Below are 26,312 nucleotides of genomic sequence, written 5' to 3' on the forward strand. Positions count from 1 at the left end.
CTGGAGGAGGTGCTGGGCGGGCGGGCGTTCGCCGCGCACGTCGAGAAGGCCGCCGAGGCCTACCTCGCCCCGGAGTTCCCCGACTACACGGGCCGCGCCGCCCCCCAGGACCTCTTCGGACTCGGGGCACTCACCTACCTGATCTTCACCGGCCGCCCCCCGGGCCGGAACCGCAGCGAGCTGAGCCAGCAGATCCAGGAGCACGGCTGCCTGACCCCGGCCGCGATCAGCGACGACGTCGTGCCCCAACTCGACACGCTCGTCCGCGAGTCCACCCGGCGCTCCCCCAACGACCGGTTGGCCAACGTGCAGACCTTCCTGCGCATGCTCGACCAGGTCGAGGAGTACCTCACCCTTCCCGAGACCATCACCGACCCCCTCGACGCCCGCCGCGGGGACGAGGTCGTGCAGGGCTGGAGGGTCCGCGAGGTCCTGGGCAAGGGGGCGACCGCCCGCGCCCTGCTCATGGGGCGCGACGGCCATCCCGAGGAGGTCGTCTACAAGGTCGCCCTCAACCAGGAGTCCGCCGCCAAGGCCCTGCGCACCGAGGCCGAGACCCTGCGCACCGTCGCCGGGAGCACCAGGATCGTGGCGCTGGCCGCCACGGGCGACGAGAGCGCGTCCGGCGTCCTGGAGATCGGTGAGCGCACCATCCTGCCGCTGGAGCGCGCGGGGGAGAGCACCCTCGCCGACTACCTGTCCCGCCAGGGAGCCCTGGGCCCCGGCGAGCTGCTGGGCTTCGGACGGCACCTGTTCGACGCGGTCGAGCACCTGGAGGAGCACGAGGTCTTCCACCGCGACATCAAACCCGCCAACCTCGGAGTCCGGGAGACCCGCAAGCAGGGCAGGGCCCTGGTGCTGTTCGACTTCTCCCTGTCCCAGGCGTCCGTGGAGAGCGTCACCGCCGGCACCCGCGGCTACCTCGACCCCTTCCTGGGGCAGGGCCGCCCCTACGACGACGCGGCCGAGCGCTACGCGGTGGCCGTGACCCTGCACGAGATGGCCACCGGAGAGCTCCCGGTCTGGGACGACGACGGCGTGGGCCCGGAGTTCCTCGGCGACGACGTCGTGGTCCCCCGCCTGGCCGAGGAGGCCCTGCCCAAGCAGAGCCGCACCGCACTGGTGGCGTTCTTCCACCGGGCCCTGCACCGGGACCACCGTCAGCGCTTCGGCGCGCTGGCCGACATGCGTGACGCCTGGGAGTCCGCCTTCCACTCCGGCTCGGTCACCGACCAGGTCGAGGAGGACGAGGAGACCCGGCGGCGCAACGCCGAGGCCGCCACGCTGGACACCCCCCTGAACCTGGCCGGGCTCACCCCGCTGGCCCTGGACGCGGCCCAGCGGCTCCTGCGCTGCGACAAGGTCGGCGACCTGCTCAGCAAACCGGTCCGGGAGATCACGCACATGCGCGGTGTCCCCCTGGCCGTGCGCAACGAACTGCGCAAGGAGTCCTCCGAATGGCGCAGGCGCCTGGACGTGGCCGAGTACGCGGTCGCGACCCGGGCCAAGCTGCCGACCGGCGCGGGGGAGGACGTCAAGCGCAACGCCGTCCTGGACCAGGTGATCCGCCAGTTCCTCCCGACCACCACCGACGCCAACCGGCAGTGGGTGCGGGTGGTGCGTGAGCTGGTCGGCATCCCGGAGGGGCGGAAGGGCCGCAAGCACTGGTGGCCGACCCGGCGCGAGGTCGCCCGCTCCCTGGGGATCCCCCGCTCCCTGGTGGACGAGAGCCTGCGACAGGCGTGCGCCCACTGGGGAAAGAACGCCTCCCTGCTGGGCTCGGTCCGCGATGACGTCGTGGACATCCTGTCCCGCAACAGCCGGGTGCGCGAGGTCGGACAGATCGCCGCCGAACTGCTGACCCTGCGCGGCTCGACCCTGGAGGGCGACGAACGCTCGGTCTACGCCCTGGCCGCCGTGCGCGTGGTCGCCGAGTACGAGGAACAGCGCGTCGAGCAGCGGTTCGTGGTCCGCAGGTACGACCGCAGGGTGCTGGCCGCCCAGGTGATCGACGACGACCCCCGCGTGCCGGTCGAGGGCGACCTGTTCGACTACGCCGAACTGCTCGGGCTGCGCGCCGACGAACTCGTCTCCCTCGGCGACGCCGACCTTCTGCCCGGCCCCACCGCGGTCAGGGAGGCGCTGCGCGGAGTCGACGCCCCCGAGGGCATGGAACCGTTCACCGACACCGCCCTGGTGCAGATCGCGGCGGCCGCCTCCGGCAACGCCGAGGCGACTCCGCGTCTGGAGCTCTACCCGGCCGACCTCGACCTCGAGCGGGCCCTGCGGATCACCCAGGCCGTCGGCTACCTGGGCAAGCCCGGCATCACCCCGGAGCAGATCCAGGACCGGGTCCTGTCGCGGTTCCCCGCACTGCCCAGGCCCGGCGAGAAACGGTTGCGGGCACTGCTCAAGCGGCGGCACCCCAAGCTCCAGGAGACTCCGGTCGACGGCACCGTGTGCTGGTACCTGGAGCCGGAGGTCACCACCTACCAGCCCTCGACCCACACCGGACACCACGAGCCGGACCGGGTCGACGCCGCCTCCGTCGAGACGTGGAACCGCCTGGCGCAGGCCGTGGCGAGGGGCGGCTACCGGGCGGTCAAGACGTGGATGCCCGACACCGAACGCGCGGCCCACGCGCTGGGGCGGATGCCCGGTGTGGTGTCCTTCGACGTCTCCGCCGAGTTCGTCCACGTCGTCGACGAGGTCATGGACGGCATGGGAAGCGCCCTGAACTGGGACATCCTGAGCGAGGCCGACAACAGCCGCCCCGAGCCGTTCAACCGGATGCTCGCCGAGGTGTTCCGCCGCCTGGGGGAGCGTGTCCGCGCCGCCGGGGCCGACGCGCCCACCGGCGACGGGGTGGTGCTGCTGCACCGGGCGACCCCGCTGGCGCGTTACGAGCCGGGGCGTGCCCTGCTGGGCAGCCTCGTGCAGGAGGCCCGCGAGGCGAACCGTCGCCCGTACGGACTGTGGCTGCTGTGCCCGATGCGGGGGCCTCAGGCCGTCGCCGCCCTCGACGGGCGCTCCGCGGGCATCATCGGCGAGTCCGAGCAGGTGCTGCTGCCCAGGGGGTTCTCCGCGCCCGAGGCGGCGTTGGCGGGCTGACTCCGGACCACGGGGTCTTCGTTGGTCCGAGGAGGAGCCGACCGGTGCGTGCTGGTCGGCCCCTCCTCGAATGAGCTGTCGTCTTCATGGGGAAATGTCTCCACAGTGGCATTCGGGCGTTCACGCCAGAAGTCGACGGGATTTTCGGATTTCGGAACACTACTGGCAGGTAGGCGCTAGCGTCGTTCTTGTCGGTCTCCCCGCGCAGCCTTCCGTGCCATTGCCCATGTGATCGGGTGTGCTTCGCTGCTGCGGGTGTCATTCTTCATTCTCTGGGGCGAGTGTGCGCATCACTTCTGTTCGTGTGCAGAATTTTCGGAGGTTGCGTTCGGTCAAGGTCGACCTTGACAAGGACGCGACGGTCTTCGTGGGGGCGAACAACAGTGGGAAGACATCGATGACCCATGTCTTCCGCTTCTTCTTCGGCCGAAGGAAGAGCGACCTCACCTTCTACGACTTCAATTCGGGCTGTTGGGACCGCTTCCAGGGTGTGACGGAGCTCGACGACGAGGCTGTGGGTGAACTGCCGAGGATTCGGCTCGACCTGCTGCTGGAAGTGGGGCGGGAGGAGTGGTATCGGGTCGTCGAGTTGATGAGCCTCCACGACCTGGACCGGGACATCGGCCGTGTGGCACTGCGATTGGAGTTCGCGCCGCGTCCGGAACTGGCGCCGAGGTTCGCGGAGAGCCGCGCGAAGGCGAGGCGGGCGAAGCAGGACCTCGCACCTGGGGAGAAGGGGATCTATGAGCCCTGGCCGGAGGACCTGCGCGAGTACCTGGACCGGGAGTTGGGTTCGGCCTACGCGTTCCGGTACCACGTGATCGATCCCGCCTCCTTCGACCGGGAAGGGGCCGAGTGCGCGGAATCGGATGTCATCGGGCGCGTGTGCGACTCACCGGCCGCCGCGCAGGAGTTCGTCGACGGACTCATCCACGTCGACATGGTCGACGCGCAGCGTTTCCTGTCCGACGACCAGAACTCCAAGGGCCGTGACCTGTCCCGGCACGTGCGCAGGATACTCGAGCACTCCCGGTCGGACGAGGTCGACCACGCCGCGCACCAGGCGGTCAAGTTCTCCGAGGCGCGGGTGCAGTCCTACCTCACCGACAAGTTCGCGCCCACCTTCGAGCGACTGCACGGGGTCGCGGGGCCCGGTGTGCGCAATCCCCGGCTGAGTGTCCGCAGCCGACAGAGCGACCAGACTCTCCTCGCCGAGAGCGCATGGGTCTACTACCAGTTCACGGCTGGCGAACACGACGAGAACCGGCAGCTTCCCGAGCGGCACAACGGATTGGGCTACAAGAACTTCCTGTTCATGCTGCTGGAGATCCACGAGATGCACCGCAGGTGGGTCTCGAGCGCTGAGCGACGGCCCCTGGTCCACCTCGTGGTCATCGAGGAACCCGAGGCGCATATGCACCCCCAGCTCCAACAGGCGTTCCTGAGGATCGTGCGGGAATTCGTCGCTGAGGAGGGCGAGACCGGCTTCCACACGCAGCTCATGGTGACCACGCACTCCCCGCACATCATCCACGACACGTCCTTCGACCCGATCCGGTACTTCCGCCGGGCCAACATCGACGGTGTGCCGATCTGCGAGGTCAGGGACCTGTCACGGCTGCAGTCCGACGACACCCGATTCCTGCGCAGGTTCCTCACGCTGACCAACTGCCACCTGTTCTTCGCCGACGCGGTCATCCTCGTGGAGGGCGACGCCGAACGCGTCCTGCTTCCCCTGATGGTCGCCAACCATCCCGGCGACCTGCATCATGTCGCCAGCTCGCACATCCCCCTCCTGGAGGTCGGCGGGTCCCACGCCCACCGCTTCAAACCGCTCGTGGAGTTCCTGGGGCTGCCCGCCCTGGTGATCACCGACCTGGACAGCGTCACCGATACCGTCAGCGCGGACGGTCGTACCCGCAAGAAGGCGTGCCCGGTCGGAACCGACGGAGCTGTGACCGCGAACCCCACACTCGCCGGCTGGCTGCCTGGGAAGAAGGGTGTCGACGACCTCCTGGCGCTTCCCGAGGGTGACAAGAAAGTCGAGCACCGGGAGGGCATGGTCCTCTCACGTGCGCGTGTCGCCTACCAGACCAGGCAGAAGTTCGTGTGGGAGGAGCGGACGCACATCGCGGCCGGGCGGACCTTCGAGGAGGCCATGATCCTGGAGAACCTCCCATGGATCCGCACGCACGGCAAGGAGATCGGACTCCGTCCCCCGGAGGGGGAGCCCGTGGAGGAACTCCTGGAGAAGGTTCACGGCTTCGTCCGCAACCCTCCTGCGGGAAAGACCAATCTCGCCCTGCACTTCTTCGAGCTGTACGCGGACGAACGGTGGAAGAACCCGCAGTACATCAACGACGGGCTGTCGTGGCTGAACGACGAGCTCGACAGGGAGGTGGAGCTGTGAGCACGGCGCTCGGGCAGGACGGCGTCGACGCGGACGAGCGGATCCGCGCGATCCTCCAGGACCAGGTCAAGCGGGGTTTCGTGGTGATCGCCGGGGCCGGTTCGGGCAAGACGACCTCCCTTGTCAGGGCCCTGCGCCAGATCGGCTCTCAGGAGGGAGCCGCGCTGCTCGGGCAGCGGCGTCAGGTCGCCTGCATCACCTACACCAACGCGGCGGTCGAGGAGATCACGCACAGGGTCGACGCCGAACCGCTCTTCCACGTCTCCACGATCCACAGCTTCCTGTGGCGGTTGGCGCAACCGTTCCAGGGGATGATCCGGGACTGGGTGCGGGAGGACATCACCCGTGTCATCGACCAGGGTGGTGCCGAGGACGCGGCCAGGCATGCCGAGGAACTGGAGCGGGTGGCCGACCCCTCGCTGCGCTTCAGGTACCAGACGGCGAGGAACTACGGCACGGGCGCCCTGGGCCACCACGAGGTCCTGCGCATGGTCCCGGAGATGATCATGCGCCACGAACGCCTGGCCACGATCGTCGCCCAATCATTCCCCTACGTCCTGGTGGACGAGAGCCAGGACACCGACCCCCACGTCGTCGAGGCTCTGCGAAGCGTCGAGAGCAGAGAACGGGGAAGGTTCTGCGTCGGGTTCTTCGGCGACCCCATGCAGCGGATCTACCTGCAGGGGACCGGACTCGTCACGGGTGACGGCTCCTGGGCGGTGATCCGCAAACAGCAGAACTGGCGCTGTCCGGAGCAGGTCCTCAACGTCATCAACCGCATCCGGAGCCTGTCGCCCCATGACGGAGACCTGCAGCAGGTGCTGGGCGGGGACGAGGGGCGCCAGGGCCACCCGGGGTACGCGGACCTGTTCGTGCTGCCCTCCCAACAGGAGGACGACACCCAACTGGATCAGGTGCGCGACCACCTCGCCGTGCGGCAGGGGGACCTGTGGTGGAGCCGGGGGACGGAGGGGGAGCACCTCAAGATCCTCGTCCTGGAGCACCGCCTGGCCGCCCTGAGGTTGGGCTTCGGGGACCTGGACCGTGCGTTCCGTCAGGCGAGAGGAAAGCCCGGAGGGAGGCTCAAGGACGAGTACACGGAGGGGACGCACTGGAGCCTGACACCCGTACTGGACCGGCTCATCCCTCTGGTCGAGGCCGTTGAGGCAGGCCATGGCGTCACCGCACTGGCCATGCTCAGGGGATTCTCCCCCCGCCTTCGGGACTTCACCGAAGCTGACGCTCCGGTGCAGGTTTTGTCGGAGCTGAAGGCGGACACGGACACGCTGGTCGAACTCCTCGCCCGCGACAGTGAAGAGCCCGTCGCCGAGGTGCTGCGCCACGCCGTCCGTTCGGGCATCATCCGACGGGACCGTCGGATGAAGCCCCATCTCCCCGACAACGGTGACCTCTCCCTGCCCGAACGGGCCGTGGACGAGGAGGGGCCCGAACCTGAGGAGGAGACCGCGCACCTGACGGAGGAGCGCAAACGGGAGAGGCAGAGGAGTCTGGCGAACGTGATGCGCTCGTACCTGGCCTGTCCGGCGGGCCAGCTCCGCGCCTACCACGACTACCTCAGGGGCCGTTCGCCCTACGGAACCCAGCACGGGGTCAAGGGCGCCGAGTTCGAGCGGGTCCTGGTGCTGCTGGAGGACGACCGCAGCAACTGGAACAAGTACTCCTACGAGAAGCTCCTCGGGCTGAGGGAGTTGAGCAAGTCCGACCGCCAGAACCTGGAACAGGACAAGGAAGACACCCAGGAACGCACGCGCAAGCTCTTCTACGTCGCCTGTTCCCGTGCGACCCGGTCCCTGGCCGTCGTGCTGTTCACCAAGGACCCGGACACCGCGCTCCGACGGCTCCACGAGTCCGACGACTGTCCCTTCCCCAAGGAGAACATCCACGGGATCGAGGACCTGGTGACACATCAGGTGTGACCCCCGGGCTCCCGTCAGCGGCGGGAGCCCGCGCCACATCCCGTGGCATGTCCTGAACACACGTGCGGCGCTGCACGGTCCCACGGTTCCGGGCAGGGAGCCGGTCAGTCGGGGGCGCGGCGTAGTACGCGCCCCCGAAGCTCTCCCCACCGCCGCCGCGGTCAGGCCAACGTCAGCCGGTGTCTCCTGTCTGCCATGCCCAGCCGCGTGCACATGCCCTCGAAGTGCTTGGGGTCGGTGTCTCGGATCAGCGTGAACACCCCCTTCAGGACGTGCGTCGCGGCGGCGTCCAGGATCGGTTTGCCGACCGCGTCGGGGGTCCGGTGCGAATTGCTGTGCAGGAATCGGGTCAGTTCCCTGGCGAGGTCGCGCTTTCCGGGGAGCAGCTCTTCGACGGCCTCGGTCAGGTTCCCGCCCTTCTCCGGTACCCGGAACTGGAGGAAGTGTTCCAGCATCTTGCGCGCGTCGTTGGGAACCGAGGTGGCCAGGCGCAGGTCGGCGTCCAACGACGTGCCGTCGATCGCCTCCAGCAGGTTGTGGGTCACGCTGTGGAAGAGCAGGAGGTACTCGGTCTCCAGGATGACCGACTCCCTGCCGCGCTTGGCGTCCAGCGGAACGAGCACTGGTGCGCGATCCGCGCCCTCCCCGACCGACTTCATCATGTGCAGCGTCGTGGAGCTGTCCTTGCGCTTGAGGTCCTTGCCCCAGTGGCGCAGGAAGACGGTGTTGTGCGTGAGGACGAAGAGCTGTCGGCACAGCCCGGCGTCCGGGTCCAGTTTGGCGATCAGCATGGAGTAGACGCCGAACATCAGGTGGTCGTCCAGGCTGGAGACCGGGTCGTCGACGATGACGACGGTCTTCTCCAGGCTCCGGCCTTCGCCTACCAGGCTGGTGAGGAAGTAGATCAGGGCGATCGCGGTCCGTTCGCCCTCGCTGAGGTGGCGGGCGGGGCGGTCGTGGCGCAGCACCCGGTAGCGGCCGTCGCTGTGGACGAATCGCAGGTCCGATCGCCGCAGTAGGGAGGAGATGTCCCTGTTGAGTTCGGTGAGGAAGTACTCGGGGTCGTGTCCGAGCCGGGGGGTTTCCCGCAGTAGCTCACGGCACTCGTCCAGCGTTCGCTCCTGCTCCTGTATCAGCCGTGTCAGCTTCGACACCTCGCCGTCGTGGTCGCTGACCGGGCCCACGAGTCCGTGGAGCATGCGCTCGAACTCGCGGTCCGCGGCTCGCGCGCGTTCGTCGGCGATTGAGTCCGTGCGCGCGTTGTGGTCGTCGATCATCCGGCCCAGCCCGGCGGTGTCGACCGCCCTCGGTGCGATGTCCGAGGGCAGCGCGAGCGGGGCGAACATCTCGCCCCTCTTGCGCTCCAGGACCTCCACGACGCGGTCCAGCCCGTTCTGGAAGGCCGTGACCGCGCTCTCGACCTCCTTGCACGTCTCGTCGTAGTCCTCGCGCATGTCCTCGAAGAACTGTGTGCGGTGCGGGAGCGCGGAGGCGAAGTGTTCGGCCTGGGAGCGCAGGAGCCGCGTCTGTGCGACGGCGTCGTCGAGTTCGGCCAGGAGGCGGGCGTAGCCTTCGTCGAAGTGGCGTTCCAGCCGCGCCCTGCGGCCGTCGGTGATCTGCCCCTCGCAGAACAGGCAGGTGTCGCGGTCGGCGTGCAAGCTGCCGCCTTCGCGCACCCATGCCTCGTGTTCGGGACGGCCGATCAGTGCGTCGAGAGCCTCGGAGGCCACGGTGCGGGCCAACAGAGCCACGACGTGCCCCTCCAGTTCGCCGATCGCGAGGCCGCGGGCGTTGACCGGGGAAATCGGATCGGGGGCGGAGCCGGCGATCAGGCTCCGGTCACGGTCGCGTGCGGCGTCGAGCTCCTCCTGAGGGGTGAGCGGAGCCTTCAGAGCCCGCTTCACGTGGTTCCGGTTGAAGCCCCTGGAGAAACGGCCGCTCACGGGCCCGAGTTCGCGGTGGGCCCTGCTCCCCAGTTCGGTGCACAGACGGTCCCGCTTGCGCTCGACCGACGCGCGCTTCTTGCGCAGGTCCTCCAGTTCGGCGCTGGCCCGTTCGAGTCCGGCCTGCGCGGCGTCCCTGCGCTCCTGCTGTTCGATGGTGGGCCGTCCCAGGTAGAGCAGCGCGTCAGCGTCGGCGCCGCCCTCTCCCTCGTGTGCGTCGAAGCGAAGGTTGCGCCGCACGTACTCGGCGCCGAAGAGGCGGACGTCGTCCCAGATCCAGTGCCCAGGACCCTCGACCGTCTCCGTGGCGTCCGGGGCGTCACCGGTCCCGACCTTGACCCTCATGCCGTGGGACCACGCGGGATCGTCCGGAACGCCGTTGATCAGCTCGGCGAACGTGCTCTTCCCGGTGCCGTTGGGGGCGTAGATCAGGTTGAGTTTCTCGAAGTCGACGGCGTTGTTGTGCTGCCTCCATCCCTGGAAGCAGCGGAAGTCCTTGACACGGGTGACGCGCTTGATCAACGGGGGTCCTCGAAACCGCGTGAAGAGTGTGAACAGGAGAATCCAGGATGACAGGGCCGCACCCGTGATGTGCGGCATTCTTCCCAGTTCACGCGGTCTTCGTCCGGCTCCGTGGAGTCCGGAAGACGATATCGATGGACAAGACTATAAAAACAGCGCATCGAGCTATAAATCTCACCAGAGTGAAAGGAATGCATCAAACATTCGAAAAAGAACATTCCAATCCGGGTAGGTCCTCACACCGGGGGATGAACCGGACAGGGAACGGAAGGGTTGACGAGTCCCGCAGGGCATGGCCATCGGGTCTCGCCACCGGTCGCGGGGACCGGCCGACCGCGTCGGTCCGCTCTTCGAGCGGTCACACCGCCCGGAACACCCCCAACGGCCCGCCGCCACCGCGACAACCCCGACGGGGCAGGGGTTTGCGGATGGCCGGAAGGGGACACCGGCTTTACCCCGACCATCCGTGTGCGTAGGCTCACCCGGGGCGCGGACGCCCCCATGGACTCGGGAACACGCGACCCCTCGGAGACGACGTGCGGCGACGCCAACGACTCGCCCTGATGCTGCAACTGGTCCTGGTGCTGGCCGCGGGTCTGCTGGGAGTGGTCACCAACTTCGCCACCGACGGACGCGCGACACCCCTGCCCCTGCGGGTGATGGAACAGGCCGCCGTTCCCGGCCTGGTCCTCATTCTGGTGGTCCTGCTCGCGGGGCACTTCGCCGCCTACCGACTGGAGCACCCGCCCCCTCCCGAGTTCGGCTGGCAACCGGGGCGCTCGCCCTACCCCGGCCTCGCCTCCTTCCACGAGGACGAGGCCGCCGTCTTCTTCGGCCGTGCCGCCCAGACCACCGAGGCCATGCGCCGCCTCAACGGTGTCGGCGCCGAACCCCACGAGCGCTTCCTGGCCGTCATCGGCGCCTCCGGCAGCGGCAAGTCCTCCCTCGTCCAGGCCGGGATCCTGCCCCGCCTGAGAGGGCAGCGCTGGAACATCCTGCCCGTCATGGTGCCCGGAGCCGATCCGATCGGCGCCCTGGCCCGGGCTCTGGCCGCGGACCAGACGCAGGCCGACGCCTACGCACGCCGCATTCGCCGTGACGCCGGCGAACTCCTCACCCTGCTGCGGGGGATCCGCCGCGAGAGCGGAGGCCCCCGGCGGACCGTCCTGGTCGTCGACCAACTGGAGGAACTGGTCACTCTCAGCGGCGACCGCGATCGCGACCTCTTCCTCAACGCACTGCGCGACGCCCTGCACGGCGACCGCCACCTGAGGGTGGTGGCCACCCTGCGTGTGGAGTTCCTCGGCGACCTGCTGGGCGGCCAGGCCGCCGAACTGTTCACCAACCCCCTGGCCCTCGGTGCGCTGAGCCGTCAGGATCTCGTCGAGATCATCGAACGACCCGCCGAGGCGGCCGGTTTCCGCTTCGAGGACGGTCTGGTCGAGCGCATCGCCCTCGACACCGGAAGCGGCGACGCCCTGCCCCTGCTCGCCTACCTGCTCCAGGAACTCCACATCCGCTCCGGCGCACGCGGGGTCGCCACCGAGGCCGACTACCGGGCCCTCGGCGGCGTGGAGGGAGCGCTGGCCCGCCACGCCGACCAGGTCACCGCCGAGCTGCGTGCCGAGGCCGACCTCGACCGCGTCCTGCGGGTCCTGCTGCGCTTCGTCACCGTCACCAGCGGCGACGCCACCCGCCGCCGGGTGCGTCTGTCCGAACTCGACGCACGCGACCGCCACATCGTCGACGCCTTCGTCGACGCCCGCCTCCTGGTCAGCGACGTCCACGAAGGCGGCCCCGTCGCGCAGGTCGCCCACGAGGCGCTCTTCCGCCAGTGGGCGCCTCTGCGTCAACAGGTGGAGGCGCACACCGAACGCCTGCGCCAGCGTGCCGAGCTGGAGCGCTGGGCGGGCGACTGGGAGAGTTCGGGCCGCCACGCCGACTACCTGCTCACCGGAGCCCGGCTGACCACCGCGGAACGCTGGCTGGCGGCCCTGCGGGAGAACGACCAGGACACCCCCGCGCTCACCGCCTTCGTCGACGCCTCCCGCCGCCGCGACCACGGGTTCCTGCGCCGGGTGTCGCTCTCGATTGCCGAGTACGTCCTGGCCGGGGTCGAGGAGTACCCCGAACTGGCCGTCCTGCTCACCCTGGCCGCACTGGAGGAGTGCGAGCCCGTACCCGTCGTCCGCGGAGCCCTGCTGTCCGCGCTCGCCCACAGCCACTGCTCCGCTGTCCTCACCGGTCACACCGACACCGTGCGCAACCTCGCCTGGTCGCCCGACGGAACCCGGATCGCCACCGCCTCCCGGGACGGCTCCGCCCGCCTGTGGGACACCCGCGGAGGTCTGGTCCGTGAGCTGCGCGGCCACATGGGGATGGTGGAGATGGCGGCCTGGTCCCCGGACTCGCGTCGGCTGGCCACCGCCTCCCGCGACCACACGGTGCGGGTGTGGGACGCCGACTCGGGCGAGACCCTCCTGCGGTTCGCCGACGCCACCGACGTGGTGCGCGGCGTCTCCTGGAGCCCCGACGGTCGCTACGTCGCCGCGGCCTCACGCGACCGCGTCGTCCGGATCTGGGAGGCCGACACGGGCCGTCTGAGCACCCGGTTGGCCGGGCACGACGACAACGTCCTGGGCATCCGGTGGTCGCCCGACGGCACACGCCTGGCCACCGCCTCCCACGACCGGACCGTCATCGTCTGGGACGTCGGCGACGCACGCGAGGCCGTCAGGCTCACGGGCCACCGCGACTTCGTCGAGGGAGTGTCCTGGCATCCCGACGGGACCCGGATCGCCACGGCGTCGGGCGACCACACCGTCCGGGTGTGGGACGCGGCCACGGGGGAGCAGACCCTCCTGCTCCGCGGTCACCGCGACCGCGTGTGGAACGTGGAGTGGTCCCCCGACGGACGTCTTCTGGCCACCGCCTCGGCCGACCGCACCGCCCGTGTCTTCACCGCCGACGACGCCGAGGAGCGGGTCGTCCTGCGCGGCCACACCGACGCCGTCTGGGGCGTGGGCTGGTCGCCCGACGGCACGCGCCTGGCCACGGGGTCGGAGGACGGCACCGCGCGCCTGTGGGAGATGGAGCCCCGCACCGTGGAGCACGCGGTCCATGCTGCGGAGGGCGCGGCGGTCAACGCCGTGGCGGCCCGGGGCGGCACGGTCGCCGCGGCGGGCGAGGACGGGACCGTTCACGTGTGGGAGGAGGGCGGCGGGACGCCGGTGCGCCTGCGCGGGCACACCGGCGCGGTGCGCGACACCGCCCTGTCCCCGGACGGCTCGGCGCTCGTCTCGGGCGGCACCGACCGACGCGCCCTGCTGTGGGACCTGCAGACGGGCCGGGCCCCGGTGGAACTGGGCCATGAGGGCGCCATCGTGGAGTCGGTGTCCTGGTCGCCCGACGGAGAGCGCGTCGCCACCGGCGCCCAGGACCGGAGCATCCGCGTGTGGGACGCACGCGACGGCTCCCTGCTGACCACGCTGCGCGGCCACCAGGACTGGGTCGTGGGCCTGGCCTGGTCTACCGACGGGCGGATGATCGCCTCCTGCTCCGACGACCGCACCGCCCGCGTGTGGGACCTGACCACCGGTCGCGAGCACGTCGTGCTCACCGGACACGAGAACTGGGTGGACTCCGTCGCCTGGTCCCCGGACGGGACGCGCCTGGCCACCTCCTCGGCCGACTGGACGGTGCGGGTGTGGAACCTGGCCTCGGGGCAGACCGAACGTGTCCTCACCGGGCACGGCGGTCGGGTGCCCGCGGTGGCCTGGTCGCCCGACGGCGCCCGTCTGGCCACCGCATCCCACGACCGCACCGTCCGTGTATGGGTTGTCAAGGGCGAGGGTGAACCGCTGACGGTCGGTGTCCACCGCGACCGTGTCCTCAGCGTCGTGTGGAGTGGCGGGTCGCGGACGGTCGCCTCGGGGTCCGCGGACGGCACCGTGCGAGTGTGGGACGCGGACATGCCTGTGGCGGAGTTGACGCGTGTGGCGCGCCGGCGCACCTTCCGGGCTCTGACCCGGGAGGAGCGCCGCGCGCACCTGTTCGCGGTCGGTGAGGGATGAGGGCCGGGGTCAGTAGACCCGGGTGACCTCGCGGACGTCGGTGGAGACCAGGTAGTCCTTCGGGTCCAGGTCCATGGCCTCGCGATCGGGGGAATCCCAGTACCGGCGGTTGCGCTCAGCGAACGTCTCGGGGCCGTCGTAGGAGATCTCCCAGATGAAGTGGCGGCGTTCGCGGTCGATCCAGGCGCCGCCGAGGGAGAAGCCGAACTTCAGGCGCAGGGGGACGATCTCCTCCTTCCAACGTTGGGCCCACTCGTCGAGCAGGCCCTCGCGGACGGTGTAGGTGCGTACCTGGGTGGTGGCGGGCACGGTGCTGCCTTTCCGAAGTGGTCGGCGTGGCTTCGGTCGTCCTGAGTGTTCCCGTCACGGATGCTAGCGACGGCCAAGAGCACGAAGCGCGTGGCGGATGTGGCTCTGTTCGCCTCAGCGGCGGGTGCGTACACGGGCGCGTACGAGCCAGCCGTCGCCTGTCTCTTCCAGGACCGGGGACAGCGTGCCGGCACTGGGTCGATCGGCCTGTCGCCACTGGTGGACCCACCGCCGTACCTCCCGCCCGGAGGTGGTGTCCCCGGTGCTGAGCAGCCGGCCGCCACCCAGCATCGCGGCGGCACCTCCCGCCGAGGCGTGCCCCGGGGCCCAGCCGCGTGCGCCCAGGCCGAACATGCTCAGCCCTTCGGGGGCGGTCGCGTACAGGTAGGCGTGGAAGTCGGCGACCGGTTCCTCCGGGCCGAGCAGCGCCCCGCCCTCTGTTCGAGCACCGACGGCCAGGGCGTCCACCAGTGACCGCGCCCTCGCGGCGGTGTCCTCCCCGGAGATCCACATGCCGCTGACCCACCAGGGGTTTCCCTCCTGGTCGGCGGTCTGTGCGTGCACGCCGCGCGGCGGCACCAGCCACTGGGTGAGTTCCTCGGGGTGCATCTCCACGTACCCGCCCGGCCACAGCCGCTCGGCAGCCAACCGTCCGTCGCGCGTGCGGTGGGCACGCACGATCGCGTTGGCCCGGGGAAGCGGGGCGATCGCGACCGGCACGACCAGCGCCGCGCCCGGTACGCACTGGTCGGCCCAGGCCCGGTGCAGCAGGTCGCTGCTGGCCCAGGCCACGATCCGGTCGTAGGGGGCGTGGTCGGGTGCGCCCTCAGTCCCGTCACGGGTGACGACGCGGATGTTGTCGGCGCCCCTCCGGGCGTGCAGGTCGCGCGCCCGTACGACCAGGTCGTCCACCACGTCCACGGAGACCACCGAGCCGCCCTCACCCACGAGCGCGCCCAGCAGGGCCCCGGAGAAACCGGACCCGGTGCCGATCTCCAGCACCCGCATCCCCGGGCGCACGTCCAGGCGCTCCAACCCGGCGGTGATCGCCTCGGCCGAACTGCTCTGCCGGACGAGGCTCCCGTCCTCCCGGTGGGTGTAGTACTCCTCCGGTACGGAGGCCAGGGCGTCCTGGATACGGCTTGTGGCCATCGGTTTCCTCATCTGTGGTCGTAGTGTTCTTCTCTTCGACACGGGGGAGCCAGGGCGTCTGTCGGACCCGATACACCCGAAGGCTCGGGTGGGCGTCGGCCGCACGGCGTCGGAAGCAATGTCGAGCAATGCCGTTGGCGGGAGCCCGGCGAAGGGCTTTGATGAGTTTCGAGGCCATGGAGTGTCCCGGGTCCGCTCATGGTCTTCGCGCACACGACCACCTTCGACGTGAGGAGGCCGAGATGAACGACGACGGCAACAACTGACGACGCCGAGGACCGACATGACACGGGGTGGTGCGGACGAAGTTCGTCCGCACCACCCCTGCGGCGTATGTGTCCCCGGGGGTGTCAGCGGTCCGCGTTTCTGATGCGCTCCGCGAGACCCGCCAGCCAGGTGTCGTCGGCGCGCTCGTGGTCGTGGGAGGACAGGTAGCCCTGGTAGCGGTCGAAGTAGCCGTCGACGGGCGAGACCACTTCCCGCCAGTCCTCACCCGCGTTGCCGGCGGGTCCGTGCATGGGGAAGAGCTTGGCGTGGGCGTGGTCGACCCCGTAGCCCTCGTACATGATCCCGGTGCGCGCCACGTCGGGAAAGGTGGCATCCAGGAGGCGGGCGACTTCGCGGGCGGCCAGGTGCAGGGCCGCGTATTCCCGGGGTTCCAGATCCACCACGTAGCTGGTGCGGTGGGCCTTGGGGATGACCACGGAGAACCCCTCCGTGTTGGGGAAGATCGACAGGAAGGCCACGTGTGAGGCGTCCTCCCAGATCCGGTGGGCGGGGGCGTGCCCGCTCACGATGCGGCAGAAGACACAGCCAGGGGTGGAAGGTGCGGTGTTCAACGGGCTCCTCGAAGTCGGTGCACGGAGGGTCGGACGCCGGCGCAGGTGGGGCAGTCGGGGGAGCGTTCGACGGGTTGCTCATCAAGGGCAAGCTCATGAGTCCACACGCCCATACGCCGGTTCAGGGACGCGGGTTCACCGAACCCGCCCAGGTGTCGTAGAACGTCCAGTGCCGCCAGAGACGAGGCGAGCATGTTGACCGGGCCGTTGGACGGCGCCTGGTAGCGACCGTTGATGCGTGTGATCAGCTCGCGCAGCTCTGGATCGTCGGTGGGTGGCCGGGCGGTGAGCGTATGACAGTCCCAACAGCCCGTGACTCCGGGGATCACGAGCGGTCCCCACACCGCGATGTCGTTGACGTAGCAGGTGTTCAGCCAGACCCGTCCGGACGTGACGCAGTGCGCGTTGACCAGGTCGGTGAGGCCGGGGGAATCGGCCGAGACCAGGATCAGATCGGCATCAGGCAGGGTATCGAGACTTTCCTCATCGGTGACTTCCCCGGTGATGGACCGAATACGGCATGTCGAATCGCGCCGCCGCAGTTCCCGGGCCAGCACCTCGGCCTTGGGCAGGTCGATATCGGCCTCGGTGAACAGGAACTGGCGGGTGAGGTTGCTCAGTTCGACGCGGTCGGAGTCCACCAGGGTCAGTTCTCCAACGCCGGCGGTGGCGAGCGCGGCGGCCACCAGGTTGCCGATACCGCCGCAGCCGAGCAGGAGTACACGGGACTGGGACAGCCGTTGCTGTACCTGTTCGGCTTGAGCACCGGACAGCTCGTAGAACAGGGCGTGCCGACTGTAACGGTCCGCGGGGTCGTAGGAGTGCGCGGAGATCAGATAGGAGTCGCGTTCCAACGTCAGCATCACCGCGTCGGCCAACGACCCGTCCACGCCGCACGACTGGGTGAGGAACACCAGTGCCTCCGAACGTGTGCGCGGAGTCATGTGGTGATGGGCGAGTTGAACGAGCGGTTTCCAGAGCCGACGGTCGTTGATGGCCTGACGGATCGATCCGAAGCCCAGGAACAGGGTCTGCGCCTGGACGCCGATCCGCACGTAGGGGGCCAGGACACGCGGGGTCTCGGAGCGGTGGGCGCAAAGGTGCACGGATGAGCCGCCTTTCGACGAGGGACGTGAAGGCCGGGGGGCGGGATTCCTTCGACCCTAGGACCGGCACTTCCGCCGAACCCACCGGTTGCTCGGAATTGCTCGCGCGGCCTGTGGGAAGCCCTGGCGCCTGTCCTGCGATCCTGGGGAGACTGGACCTCCCCGTTCCCTCGGAGAGGAAGCCCCCCATGAGGTTGCACAAGATAGGGACCACGTCTCAGAACGGTGGTTGTCCCACGCTGTACGAGACCGACACCGGTGACATCGTGGTGCAGGGTGACCGGCTGACCGACCCCGAGGCTCTGGAACAGTTGAAGGATGTGCTCGAGGGCGAGGAGTTCGTCGTCGTTCCCCGCGCTTTGTTGACACGCTTCGCCCCCAAGGAGTGAGATGAGCGAGATCATCAGCGGAGAGGCCTTCGACGACCTCTTCCGCCGTTACCGCCACACCGCGTGGCGGCTGGAGACCCGCTCCTATTACGGCAAGCTCGACGAGGACCGCCCCTTCCAGGACTGGCTCGCGGGTAAGGATCCGGGGCTGGACTGGTTCACCCCCTGGCTGCGTATGGTGCGCGAGGAGTCGGCCACCGGTAAGCGCATGGAGCGGGTCCGGCTCATCGACGACCCGCCCTCGGACTACCTGCGTTGGGAACTGTGGGGTACCCCCTACAACCTGGGCGTGGGGGAGGACATCCGCTACCTGCCGCGCGATCACCCGATCGTCGCGGAGCTGCCCGAATTCGACTTTTGGGTCTTTGACAGCACCACTCTGGCCCGCCTGGAGTTCGACGGCGACCGGTTTCTCGGGGTGCGGCTCACTGAGGACCCCGGCCAGGTCCTGGCGGCGCTCCGGGCCCGGGACGCCGCCTGGCACCACGCGCTGACCTTCACCGAGTACATGGCGTCCAAGGCCGTATGACCGATTACCAGACCGCCCGTGTCTCGCTCGGTGTCCGCCTGCGCGAACTCCGTTCCGAGGCCGGGCTGTCCGGTCGCGAGCTCTCCGCACGCCTGGGCTGGCACCCCTCGAAGGTGTCGAAGCTGGAGCATGGAAAGCAGACCGCGAGCGTGGAGGATCTGCGCTCGTGGGCGCGGGTGTGCGGGCGTGCGGAGGCCGCCGAGGGACTGGTGGCTCAGCGGCGTTCTCTGGAGACCCACTACGCGAGCTGGCGTCGTCAACTGTCGGCCGGGCACGGGCCGCGCCAGTGGGCTTACGGTGAACTCGACGAGCGCACGCGCCGCTTTCGGATCTTCGAGTCGGCGTGCGTTCCCGGCCTTCTCCAGACCGCCGACTACGCCCGGTTCATGTTCCGTAGAGGGGTGCGCCTGCACCGCACACTCGACGACGGTGGCAAGGCGGTACGCGCGAGGATGGGCCGCCAGGGGATCCTCGACCTACCCGACAAGACCTTCCACATCCTGCTCTGGGAGCCCGCCCTGTGCCTTCGGCTGGGCCCGGAGGACGTGATGGCCGACCAGTTGACCCGTGTCATCGCGGAAATCGTGCGGGGCCGGGCGGAGATCGGGGTGATCCCGTTGCGCGCCGGCATGGACGTGGTCCCTTCCCACGGCTTCTGGATCTTCGACGACGACCAGGTCCTGGTGGAAACGATCGGGGCTGAGCTGTGCCTGACCGATGACGACGCGGTCGCCCCCTACCAGCGGGTGTTCACGGAGTTGGCGCGCTCAGCGGTGCGGGGCCCCGCAGCCGCCCGATTGGTGGAGGGAATCCGTCGTGACCTGGGGCGCTTCTCCGGCTGCTGATCGCCGCGATGGCGCTTCTATGTCGAACGGCAGGCCGACAGACCTCACCGGCCTGCCGTCCGGCCGTTCGGTCGGCGACCATCACCCGATACGCCATGTTCGCCGACGCGGAGGAATCGATCGACATCATGGTCTACGCGGCTCTGTTCCGCCACGAACAGATCCCTGACTGGAACGACCTGCTTTCGAGCACGGGCCGCACGGCGTGTAGGCATTCGAGTGCTGATCGGTGATCCCGACTGCGACGTGCTCCGCACGCGCGGCCAAGAGGAGCGGTTCGGCCACGGGATCGAATCACGCTGCCGTCTGGCGCGACCGCACTACCAGGCGCTACCCCAGACAGCGGGTATCCCTGTGGCGCAGCACCCCACCACGCTGTACGGCACGGGGTACCGGGCCGACGACGACATGTACGTCGACACCCACCTCAACGGGGTCAACGCTTACGGCAAGCCTGTGTTACTCCTGCGGCGTCATGACGACGGCGGCCCGTTCGACGCCTACGCCGCCGGTTCGGACGCCGTAGGGCGGACCTCCCGGTATCTCAAGGAGTAGCCGAGTACGGCCTGTACCGAGTACTACGACGATCCGCCCGCGCCCACGCCGAACAGCCCGGTGGTGGCAGCCGGCGCTGCTGTTCTCGACGAGGCGGGGCGCTGACTGGATGAGGAGAGGGCTTACGGACGGTCGGAGCGGGTGGCGTTGAGGAAGGCATCCCACTCGCGGGCAGGGAACGGGATGTGGCCCTTGGTGGGGTTCTTCGAGTCCCGAACGGCGGCACCACAGGGGAGGTCGGCGACCTCCACACAGTTCGGCTCTTGGCCGCTGTAGCTGCTCTTGCGGAAGCCCGTCGGGATGTGCGCGACCTCCACACAGTTGATGCGGTCGCTGCTGTAGCTGGACTTGAAGAACATCAGTTCGTCAGTCGTGCTCATGTTGCTCAACGGACTCCATGATCTGCCGGATGAAGCGGATACTCTGTGTGGCTCGAAGCGCGGCAGCATTCAGGTCAGAGAAGATCGTGACAAATCGTTGGACGGACTCAGGATCCTGTACAAACAGACTATCCGTCGCGTTCTCCGTGTACACGATGCTGGGGTCGAGCTCACCAGGGAAGTCTAGGAGGTAGAAGGAGCCCGAGAGCCCTGAGTGCATCCCAGCGTTGAAGGGCAGCACTTGGAGGTCGATGTTGTGGTGGGTAGCCATGTTGATCAGGTGCTGTAGTTGTTCGCACATGACCTCCGGGCCATCTGGTTGGCGTCGAAGAGCCGCCTCATCGATCACAGCCCACAGGTGAGGTGGATGGTGTCGGTGCAGGATGCTCTGTCGTTGCACCCGTGCGTCCACGCTCCGCTGGATCGCATCAGCACCACACGCTCGTCCACCACGGAAGATGGCTTCGCTGTACCTGGGGGTTTGGAGTAGGCCAGGGATCACCTGGCACTCGAAGGAACGGATCATCGAGGCTTCGACCTCGAAGTCCGGTAGTGCGTTGCCGCCGAAGACGTCCTTGTAGCTGGACCACCAGCCCCGCTCCTTGGATTCCAGGGCAAGCTCTTGCAGAGCGGCGCGGATGTCAGCGGGCGCTTCGTAGAGATCGGCCAGAGCATCGATGTCCCTGGGCTTGATGCGGCGTGCCTCGGCTGACTCGATGTTGCTCAGCGTGGACTGAGGGACAGATGTCTTCTTGGCCGCGACGGAGAGCTTGAGTCCGTGTGCTTCGCGCAGGCGACGGAGCTCCCGCGCGAGCCTACGACGCCGCACCGTGGGGCTGATGGGGTGGTTCATATGGGGAGTCTACGCAGAAGTTGACTCGAATATCGAGTTCTTCGTTGACATCTCGAATATCGGAGAACATGATGAGTGTGTAGCCAGTGATCGGTGTCTCACTGAGAGTTGATGGCGCTGGTCGGGCTACGCCGTGCCCCTTCCCGCTGTTCGGGAAACGCGAAGGTCTCACCCCTGCGGGCACACCGAACCCCCGTCCGCTCCACACACGCAAGGAGTCCGTTCGTCATGCCCGCAAACGCACCCATGCCTGTGCTGCCGGAGATCACCATCTCCCTCAGCGAGCTTGTCCCGCCCCGGTGCCGGCACTACTTCAACCACCGGTCCGGCCGTCCGCACTACCGCACCCGCCGCTACGACTTCGGCTCCTCGCCCCAGTACATGCCGCTGGTCCGTGCGTTCCTCAACGCCTGCGCAGCCGAACACGACGAGGACTACCGCTACGTGTTCACCCTGCTCGGGTCGGAGCTGGCGAACAACGCCCTCTGTCACTCGAAGTCGGGGGAGCGGTTCGGGTTCTACACCCTGCGCTGCGTGCGTCGTCGTGACGGCCTTCGCCTCACCTGCCGCGACCAGGGAGTCAGGAGTGCCTCCACTCGTGGGAGGACGGACGACCACCACCTGAGCGCCGACCCTGACGGGCTCGACTGCGATGCCGAGTCAGGACGCGGACTGGCGCTGGTCGACGCCCTGGCCACCGACTGGGGCGACAACGGCTTCTCCGGTCACCGTCAGGTCTGGTTCTTCCTCGCCTCCGACCTCACCGGTAGCCGCTGGAAGGAGGTGCGGTAGGGGGCACTTCGCTTCTCGGTAGTCAGTCAGTGCCACCGAACTCAGTGTTGCCCAACTGACGCGGGCCCAGGAGAGCGTTGCCGCGCTCTTCCCGGGCCCTCAGATCCCAAAATCCGACAGTTCCACATGTTCAGAAAGCAGGATCGATGACGCATCCTATCCCCGCGCACCGACCTCCCAGTGACCAGCTCTGCCGTCCTGTGCCCCGCCCCCAGCCGCTGCTGGGACCCTTCTGCCCATCCTGTGTTCACCGGTCCTGCCGTGAACGCCGTGCCGAACGCCTTCCCCGGATCGGTGGCCACCGGGCCGAGTTCGCCCGCGAACACCTGCGCGCGGCCTCCGTTCAGGCCCGCTACCCCCACCTGGTCGTGTGGTTCGGCGAGTCCACACAGTCCTACTGGGTGGCCGGGTCGGGCGGCCTCACCGAGGCCCCGAACCTCGGAGCCCTCCTGCTCCTGGTCGGTCCCGTGCAGGTCGGGACCTGAGCGGCCGTCGCGTCGGGTGGTGATCACGTTCGAGTGTGACCACCACCCGGTGTCTTTCGCTGTGGATCGGCGCGCGGACCGGCGGTCGGGGTTGAGGAATCGAGGTGCGACCAGCACCCTCCAGACGGGACAATGAAGGAACCCTGTCCCTCCCGTCGTGTTTGGAGCCCTCGTGGTCGATCATGCGCAGCTACTGAAGGACTTGCAGAAGCAGATGCGTTTGCTGGAGACAGATCTTCGGGAGCGTGGCGAGGACTCCACCGCGATCAAGGGCACCGACTCGAACGGGGAGCCGGAGACCTTCGACACCTACCTGAAGCGCGAGTACCAGCGAGCCCGAGACGCCGAGCGGACCGCGATCACCGAGGGTGAGTGGCGTGAAGGGCAGATCACCCAGGCCGCAGCGGCATGGGTGCTGTCCACGGTGTTCCTCCGCTTCTGCGAGGACAACGGACTCTTGGAGCAGCCCTTCATCACGGGGCCGAAGGACGAACGCGACCGGTACAGCGTTGCTCAGGAGTTGAAGGAAGCTTGGGTTCTCCAAGGGCGGAGCGAGAACCCGGATGCGCCCGAGCGCACCGACCGGGACTGGTTGGAGCACGCCTTCGCGCAGATGAGCGTGTCCTCGGTGATGGCCGGGTTGTTCGACAAGAAGCATAACCCGATGTGGTCTATCACCCCGTCTCACCAGGCGGCCAGGGCGCTCATCGAGTTCTGGCGCGAGGTGGGGGAGGACGGCCACCTTGTTCACGACTTCACCGACCCCGACTGGAACACCCGCTTTCTCGGTGACCTGTACCAGGACCTGTCCGAAGTGACGCGGAAGACCTACGCGCTTCTCCAGACGCCGGAGTTCGTTGAGGAATTCATCCTCGACTACACACTGGAACCTGCCATCGAGGAGTTCGGGCTCGACGGCAACCGCATCTACCAGGAAGAAAACAAGGGCTTCCGTCTGATCGACCCAACCTGTGGGTCAGGGCACTTCCTGCTGGGTGCTTTTCACCGCCTGCTCAACAAGTGGCGCGAGACCGAGCCTGGTACGTCGGACTGGGACCTGATTAGTCGAAGCCTGCGTAGTGTGCATGGTGTCGACAAGAACCCGTATGCGGTGGCGATCGCCCGATTCCGCCTCCTCATCGCTGCGATGAAGGAAGGTGGAATCACCTCCCTGAGTGCGAGTAACCCTGAGTGGCCCATCGTTGTGGCCACGGGTGACTCGCTTCTCCATGGACGTGGTGCGCCTCAGCGGCAGGAGGGCCTGTTCGGCGCGAGCCTGGTACATCGATATTCGTCGGAGGACGTGTACGACTACGAGGGTGAGTACGACTTGTTGGAGGTGGCGAGCTACCACGCGGTGGTGGGAAACCCTCCGTACATCACGGTGAAGGACAAGCAGGAGAACCAAAACTACCGGGCCCGGTACTCAACATGCTCGGGAACGTACGCTCTCTCAGTCCCGTTCGCCGAGCGATTCTTCAACCTTGCCAAGCGTGCTGGTGGTGACAAGATCGGCGCGGGCTTCGTGGGACAGATCACCGCGAACTCCTTCATGAAGCGTGAGTTCGGCAAGAAGCTCATCGAGGAGTTCTTCCGCAACGAGGTGACCCTTACGCATGTGATCGACACGTCAGGCGCCTACATCCCCGGGCACGGAACGCCGACAGTGATCCTGGTGGGGCGGAACCTGGTGCCCTCGCACACAGGAAGCATCCGGGCGGTCCTGGGTATCCGGGGTGAGCCCAGTCAGCCCGAGAATCCGACTGAAGGGCTGGTGTGGTCTGCAATTGTGGAGCAGATCGGAGATCCAGGTCAACTAGTTTCCGAGTGGGTGAGTGTTGCTGACTTTCCCTGGCGAGACTTTACGGTTCATCCTTGGAGTCTGTCGGGTGGGGGTGCAGGAGATGTGGTCCAGGTGATCGAGTCTGGTGCGCGAGGCTTGGCTGGGTGCATCGAAAAACCCGTGGGTAGGGCGATTCGAGCAGGGGCAGACGAAGCATATATGCGCCCTTCGCGCTCTACCTACAGCCCGCCCGGTGCTGCTCGTGGGCTCAAGGATCTGGCAGTAGGCGAAGTTATTAGAGATTGGGACTTGTCTCCCTCGGAGAAGATTTGGTATCCATACCATTCTTTGGAGGATGTGCTATCTCTGGTCAAATTTGATCTTTGGCCTCTTCGTTCTGTTCTTGCTGCCCGAAGAACATTCAAGGGAAACATGGAAGATGCGGGTCTCTCATGGTGGGAGTACATGCAACATACTGCATCTGCGTATTCGACTCCTGAGTCGATCGTCTTTGCTTTTGTGGCTACGCATAACCACTTCGTGCTTGATCGGGGTGGGAAGGTCTTCAAGCAGTCGGCTCCGGTGATTAAGTTGCCGGAGGGGGCTACTGAGGACCAACATCTGGAGTTGCTGGGGGTGTTGAACTCGTCGGCGGCGTGCTTCTGGCTCAAGCAGGTGAGCCAGTCCAAGGGTAACGGCGGCATCGGTGGGGGAATCTCTGACGAACTGTGGGAGCACCGGTTCGAGTTCACTGGCACCAAGCTCCAAGAATTCCCGCTTCCTCAGAAGCTTCCCCTGGCTCGATCCAAGGAGCTTGACGCGCTCGCGCAGAAGCTTTCTTCCCTTGAACCCTCCACAGTCGTGGAGTCGGCGACCCCGACCGCAGAACTCCTCAAGGACGCGCACGCCGACCACGTCGCCACCCGTCAGCGGATGATCGCTCTCCAGGAGGAACTCGACTGGGACGTCTACCACCGCTACAACCTCATCTCCGACGCCCAACTTGCTGAGCTGACGATCCCCGACACCGCTGACGTCCCCAGGATCAACCTGGGAGAGCGGGCCTTCGAGATCGTGCTCGCGCGCAAGATGGTCGCGGGCGAAGCCTCCACCGAGTGGTTCAACAGGCACGGCTCCACGCCCATCACTGAAATCCCCTCCCACTGGCCGGACGCCTACAAGCAGGTCGTCACCAAGCGCATCGAACTCATCGAGTCCGACAAGAACATCAACCTCCTCGAACGCCCCGAGTACAAGCGCCGCTGGCAGTCCGAACCCTGGGAGAAGAAGCAGAAGGCCGCCCTCAAGTCCTGGCTGCTGGACAAGTGTGAGGACCGCCGCCTCTGGTTCACCACCGACGACTACGGCGACGAACGCACCCGCCCGCTCTCCGTCCGCGCCCTGGCCAACCGGGTCCGCGACCTGTTCCCCGAGGCCGCCGAGGTCGCCGCGCTCTACGACTCCGCCACGGACTTCGGGCAGGTCATCGAGGAGATCACCAAGACCGAGCACGTCCCCTACCTCGCGGCCCTGCGCTACAAGGACACCGGCATGCGCAAGCGCGCCGACTGGGAGCACGTGTGGGACCTCCAGCGCCAGGAGGACAAGCTCAACGCCGACCTCGCCGAGGGCGAGCAGGAGAAGCGCCTCGACACCCCCGTCCCGCCCAAGTACACGTCCGCGGACTTCCGTCGGAACGAGTACTGGGCCAACCGGGGCAAGCTCGACGTCCCCAAGGAGCGGTTCGTCTCCTACCCGGGTGCCGAGACCGACACCGATCCGACCCTCCTGCTCGGTTGGGCCGGGTGGGACCACGCTCAGCAGGCCGACGCTCTGGCCACCCTCGCCCACGAGCGCCGCGACGAACTCGGCTGGGGCGGTGAGGACACCCGGGACAAGTTGGTGCCCCTCCTGGCCGGGCTCCTCGAACTGCTGCCCTGGGTCGAGCAGTGGCACACCGAGACCGACGAGTACGGTGACACCCCCGCCGAGCACGTTCGGGAGGACCTCACGGACCTGCGCAACTCCACCGGCATCACCGACTCGGAGATGACCGACTGGCGTCCCCCGGCACCGACCCGGGCTCGGCGCAAGAAGTCCTGACACCCACCCCTCGACCCCGGGTCGGACGACGACTCCGGCCCGGGGCCACATCCGGCCACACTCGGCCACCGTCCGCCGGGCACCCCCGGACAACACCCGGGAACGCCCCGAAGTCCGGCCGGTGACCGTACCGACACCGCACACCGCCCGCCTGACATGGGCGTTCCCCGGCACCGGAACACCCCTTCTTTCGCAC

At 67.9% G+C, this 26,312-nt stretch carries 18 protein-coding genes (1 of these 18 cut by a window edge); 11 read left to right on the forward strand and 7 right to left on the reverse strand.

Features of this window, described 5'->3' with window-relative positions:
- From pglW to D471_RS32855, 3 genes are all read left to right on the forward strand, one after another.
- A protein-coding gene (gene pglW / locus D471_RS0103500; RefSeq protein WP_017597342.1) for a BREX system serine/threonine kinase PglW crosses the window boundary here: on the forward strand, positions 1 to 3,111 show its 3' portion. It extends 1,125 nt beyond the left edge of the window; 3,111 of the gene's 4,236 nt are visible here — the last part of the coding sequence; its start codon lies beyond the left edge, outside the window; the stop codon is at positions 3,109 to 3,111.
- A gap of 283 nt (positions 3,112 to 3,394) precedes the next feature.
- Entirely contained in the window at positions 3,395 to 5,521 is a 2,127-nt protein-coding gene (locus tag D471_RS0103505) for an ATP-dependent nuclease (protein WP_275041335.1), read from the forward strand.
- Entirely contained in the window at positions 5,518 to 7,458 is a 1,941-nt protein-coding gene (locus tag D471_RS32855; protein ID WP_017597344.1) for a UvrD-helicase domain-containing protein, read from the forward strand. The genes D471_RS0103505 and D471_RS32855 overlap by 4 nt, the downstream gene beginning before the upstream one ends.
- Positions 7,459 to 7,619: 161 nt before the next feature.
- Here D471_RS32855 and D471_RS0103515 read toward each other — a convergent pair whose 3' ends face one another.
- Positions 7,620 to 9,923, reverse strand: coding sequence for an AAA family ATPase (locus D471_RS0103515; RefSeq protein WP_026127372.1), 2,304 nt, complete (start codon positions 9,921 to 9,923; stop codon positions 7,620 to 7,622).
- Positions 9,924 to 10,486: 563 nt separating this feature from the next.
- Here D471_RS0103515 and D471_RS0103520 point away from each other — a divergent pair.
- The gene (locus D471_RS0103520; protein WP_017597346.1) at positions 10,487 to 13,996 is read left to right on the forward strand and encodes an nSTAND1 domain-containing NTPase; all 3,510 of its coding nucleotides are present in this window, start codon (positions 10,487 to 10,489) and stop codon (positions 13,994 to 13,996) included.
- A 9-nt stretch (positions 13,997 to 14,005) separates the two neighbouring features.
- Here D471_RS0103520 and D471_RS0103525 read toward each other — a convergent pair whose 3' ends face one another.
- The 4 genes from D471_RS0103525 to D471_RS0103540 form a co-directional block, all read right to left on the reverse strand.
- The gene (locus tag D471_RS0103525) at positions 14,006 to 14,305 is read right to left on the reverse strand and encodes an NIPSNAP family protein (RefSeq protein ID WP_017597347.1); all 300 of its coding nucleotides are present in this window, start codon (positions 14,303 to 14,305) and stop codon (positions 14,006 to 14,008) included.
- Positions 14,306 to 14,419: 114 nt separating this feature from the next.
- Positions 14,420 to 15,457 carry a protein-L-isoaspartate O-methyltransferase family protein gene (locus D471_RS0103530; RefSeq protein ID WP_017597348.1) on the reverse strand — a complete coding sequence of 346 codons (1,038 nt, stop codon included), beginning with the start codon at positions 15,455 to 15,457 and terminating at the stop codon, positions 14,420 to 14,422.
- 350 nt (positions 15,458 to 15,807) lie between these two features.
- Positions 15,808 to 16,296, reverse strand: coding sequence for an HIT family protein (locus tag D471_RS0103535; protein WP_017597349.1), 489 nt, complete (start codon positions 16,294 to 16,296; stop codon positions 15,808 to 15,810).
- Complete coding sequence (locus D471_RS0103540) at positions 16,293 to 17,402, reverse strand: HesA/MoeB/ThiF family protein (protein WP_017597350.1); 1,110 nt, start codon at positions 17,400 to 17,402, stop codon at positions 16,293 to 16,295. Before D471_RS0103540 ends, D471_RS0103535 begins: the two co-directional genes overlap by 4 nt.
- Positions 17,403 to 17,590: 188 nt before the next feature.
- On the opposite strand from D471_RS0103540, the gene D471_RS0103545 reads away from it, so the two are divergent.
- From D471_RS0103545 to D471_RS32860, 4 genes are all read left to right on the forward strand, one after another.
- Positions 17,591 to 17,791 (forward strand): hypothetical protein, encoded by a 201-nt coding sequence (locus D471_RS0103545; protein WP_017597351.1) that lies wholly within the window; start codon positions 17,591 to 17,593, stop codon positions 17,789 to 17,791.
- 1 nt (position 17,792) lies between these two features.
- Complete coding sequence (locus D471_RS0103550; RefSeq protein WP_017597352.1) at positions 17,793 to 18,320, forward strand: DUF6879 family protein; 528 nt, start codon at positions 17,793 to 17,795, stop codon at positions 18,318 to 18,320.
- Positions 18,317 to 19,165 carry a helix-turn-helix domain-containing protein gene (locus D471_RS0103555; protein WP_017597353.1) on the forward strand — a complete coding sequence of 283 codons (849 nt, stop codon included), beginning with the start codon at positions 18,317 to 18,319 and terminating at the stop codon, positions 19,163 to 19,165. Before D471_RS0103550 ends, D471_RS0103555 begins: the two co-directional genes overlap by 4 nt.
- 219 nt (positions 19,166 to 19,384) lie before the next feature.
- Positions 19,385 to 19,720, forward strand: coding sequence for a hypothetical protein (locus D471_RS32860; RefSeq protein WP_017597355.1), 336 nt, complete (start codon positions 19,385 to 19,387; stop codon positions 19,718 to 19,720).
- A 122-nt stretch (positions 19,721 to 19,842) separates the two neighbouring features.
- Here the strand turns inward: D471_RS32860 and D471_RS0103565 are convergent, their stop codons facing one another.
- Together D471_RS0103565 and D471_RS0103570 are read right to left on the reverse strand one after the other, a co-directional pair.
- Positions 19,843 to 20,100 carry a DUF397 domain-containing protein gene (locus tag D471_RS0103565; RefSeq protein ID WP_017597356.1) on the reverse strand — a complete coding sequence of 86 codons (258 nt, stop codon included), beginning with the start codon at positions 20,098 to 20,100 and terminating at the stop codon, positions 19,843 to 19,845.
- Positions 20,087 to 20,953, reverse strand: coding sequence for a helix-turn-helix domain-containing protein (locus D471_RS0103570; RefSeq protein WP_017597357.1), 867 nt, complete (start codon positions 20,951 to 20,953; stop codon positions 20,087 to 20,089). Before D471_RS0103570 ends, D471_RS0103565 begins: the two co-directional genes overlap by 14 nt.
- A 228-nt stretch (positions 20,954 to 21,181) precedes the next feature.
- On the opposite strand from D471_RS0103570, the gene D471_RS0103575 reads away from it, so the two are divergent.
- From D471_RS0103575 to pglX, 3 genes are all read left to right on the forward strand, one after another.
- Entirely contained in the window at positions 21,182 to 21,745 is a 564-nt protein-coding gene (locus D471_RS0103575; RefSeq protein WP_026127374.1) for an ATP-binding protein, read from the forward strand.
- Between the two features lie 146 nt (positions 21,746 to 21,891).
- Complete coding sequence (locus tag D471_RS0103580; protein ID WP_026127375.1) at positions 21,892 to 22,230, forward strand: hypothetical protein; 339 nt, start codon at positions 21,892 to 21,894, stop codon at positions 22,228 to 22,230.
- A 172-nt stretch (positions 22,231 to 22,402) separates the two neighbouring features.
- Entirely contained in the window at positions 22,403 to 26,116 is a 3,714-nt protein-coding gene (gene pglX, locus D471_RS0103585; RefSeq protein ID WP_152486207.1) for a BREX-2 system adenine-specific DNA-methyltransferase PglX, read from the forward strand.
- The last annotated feature ends 196 nt before the right edge of the window (positions 26,117 to 26,312 follow it).

Origin of the sequence: Nocardiopsis lucentensis DSM 44048 (assembly GCF_000341125.1) — a bacterium.
In the GTDB taxonomy this organism is placed as follows: Bacteria; Actinomycetota; Actinomycetes; order Streptosporangiales; family Streptosporangiaceae; genus Nocardiopsis; species Nocardiopsis lucentensis.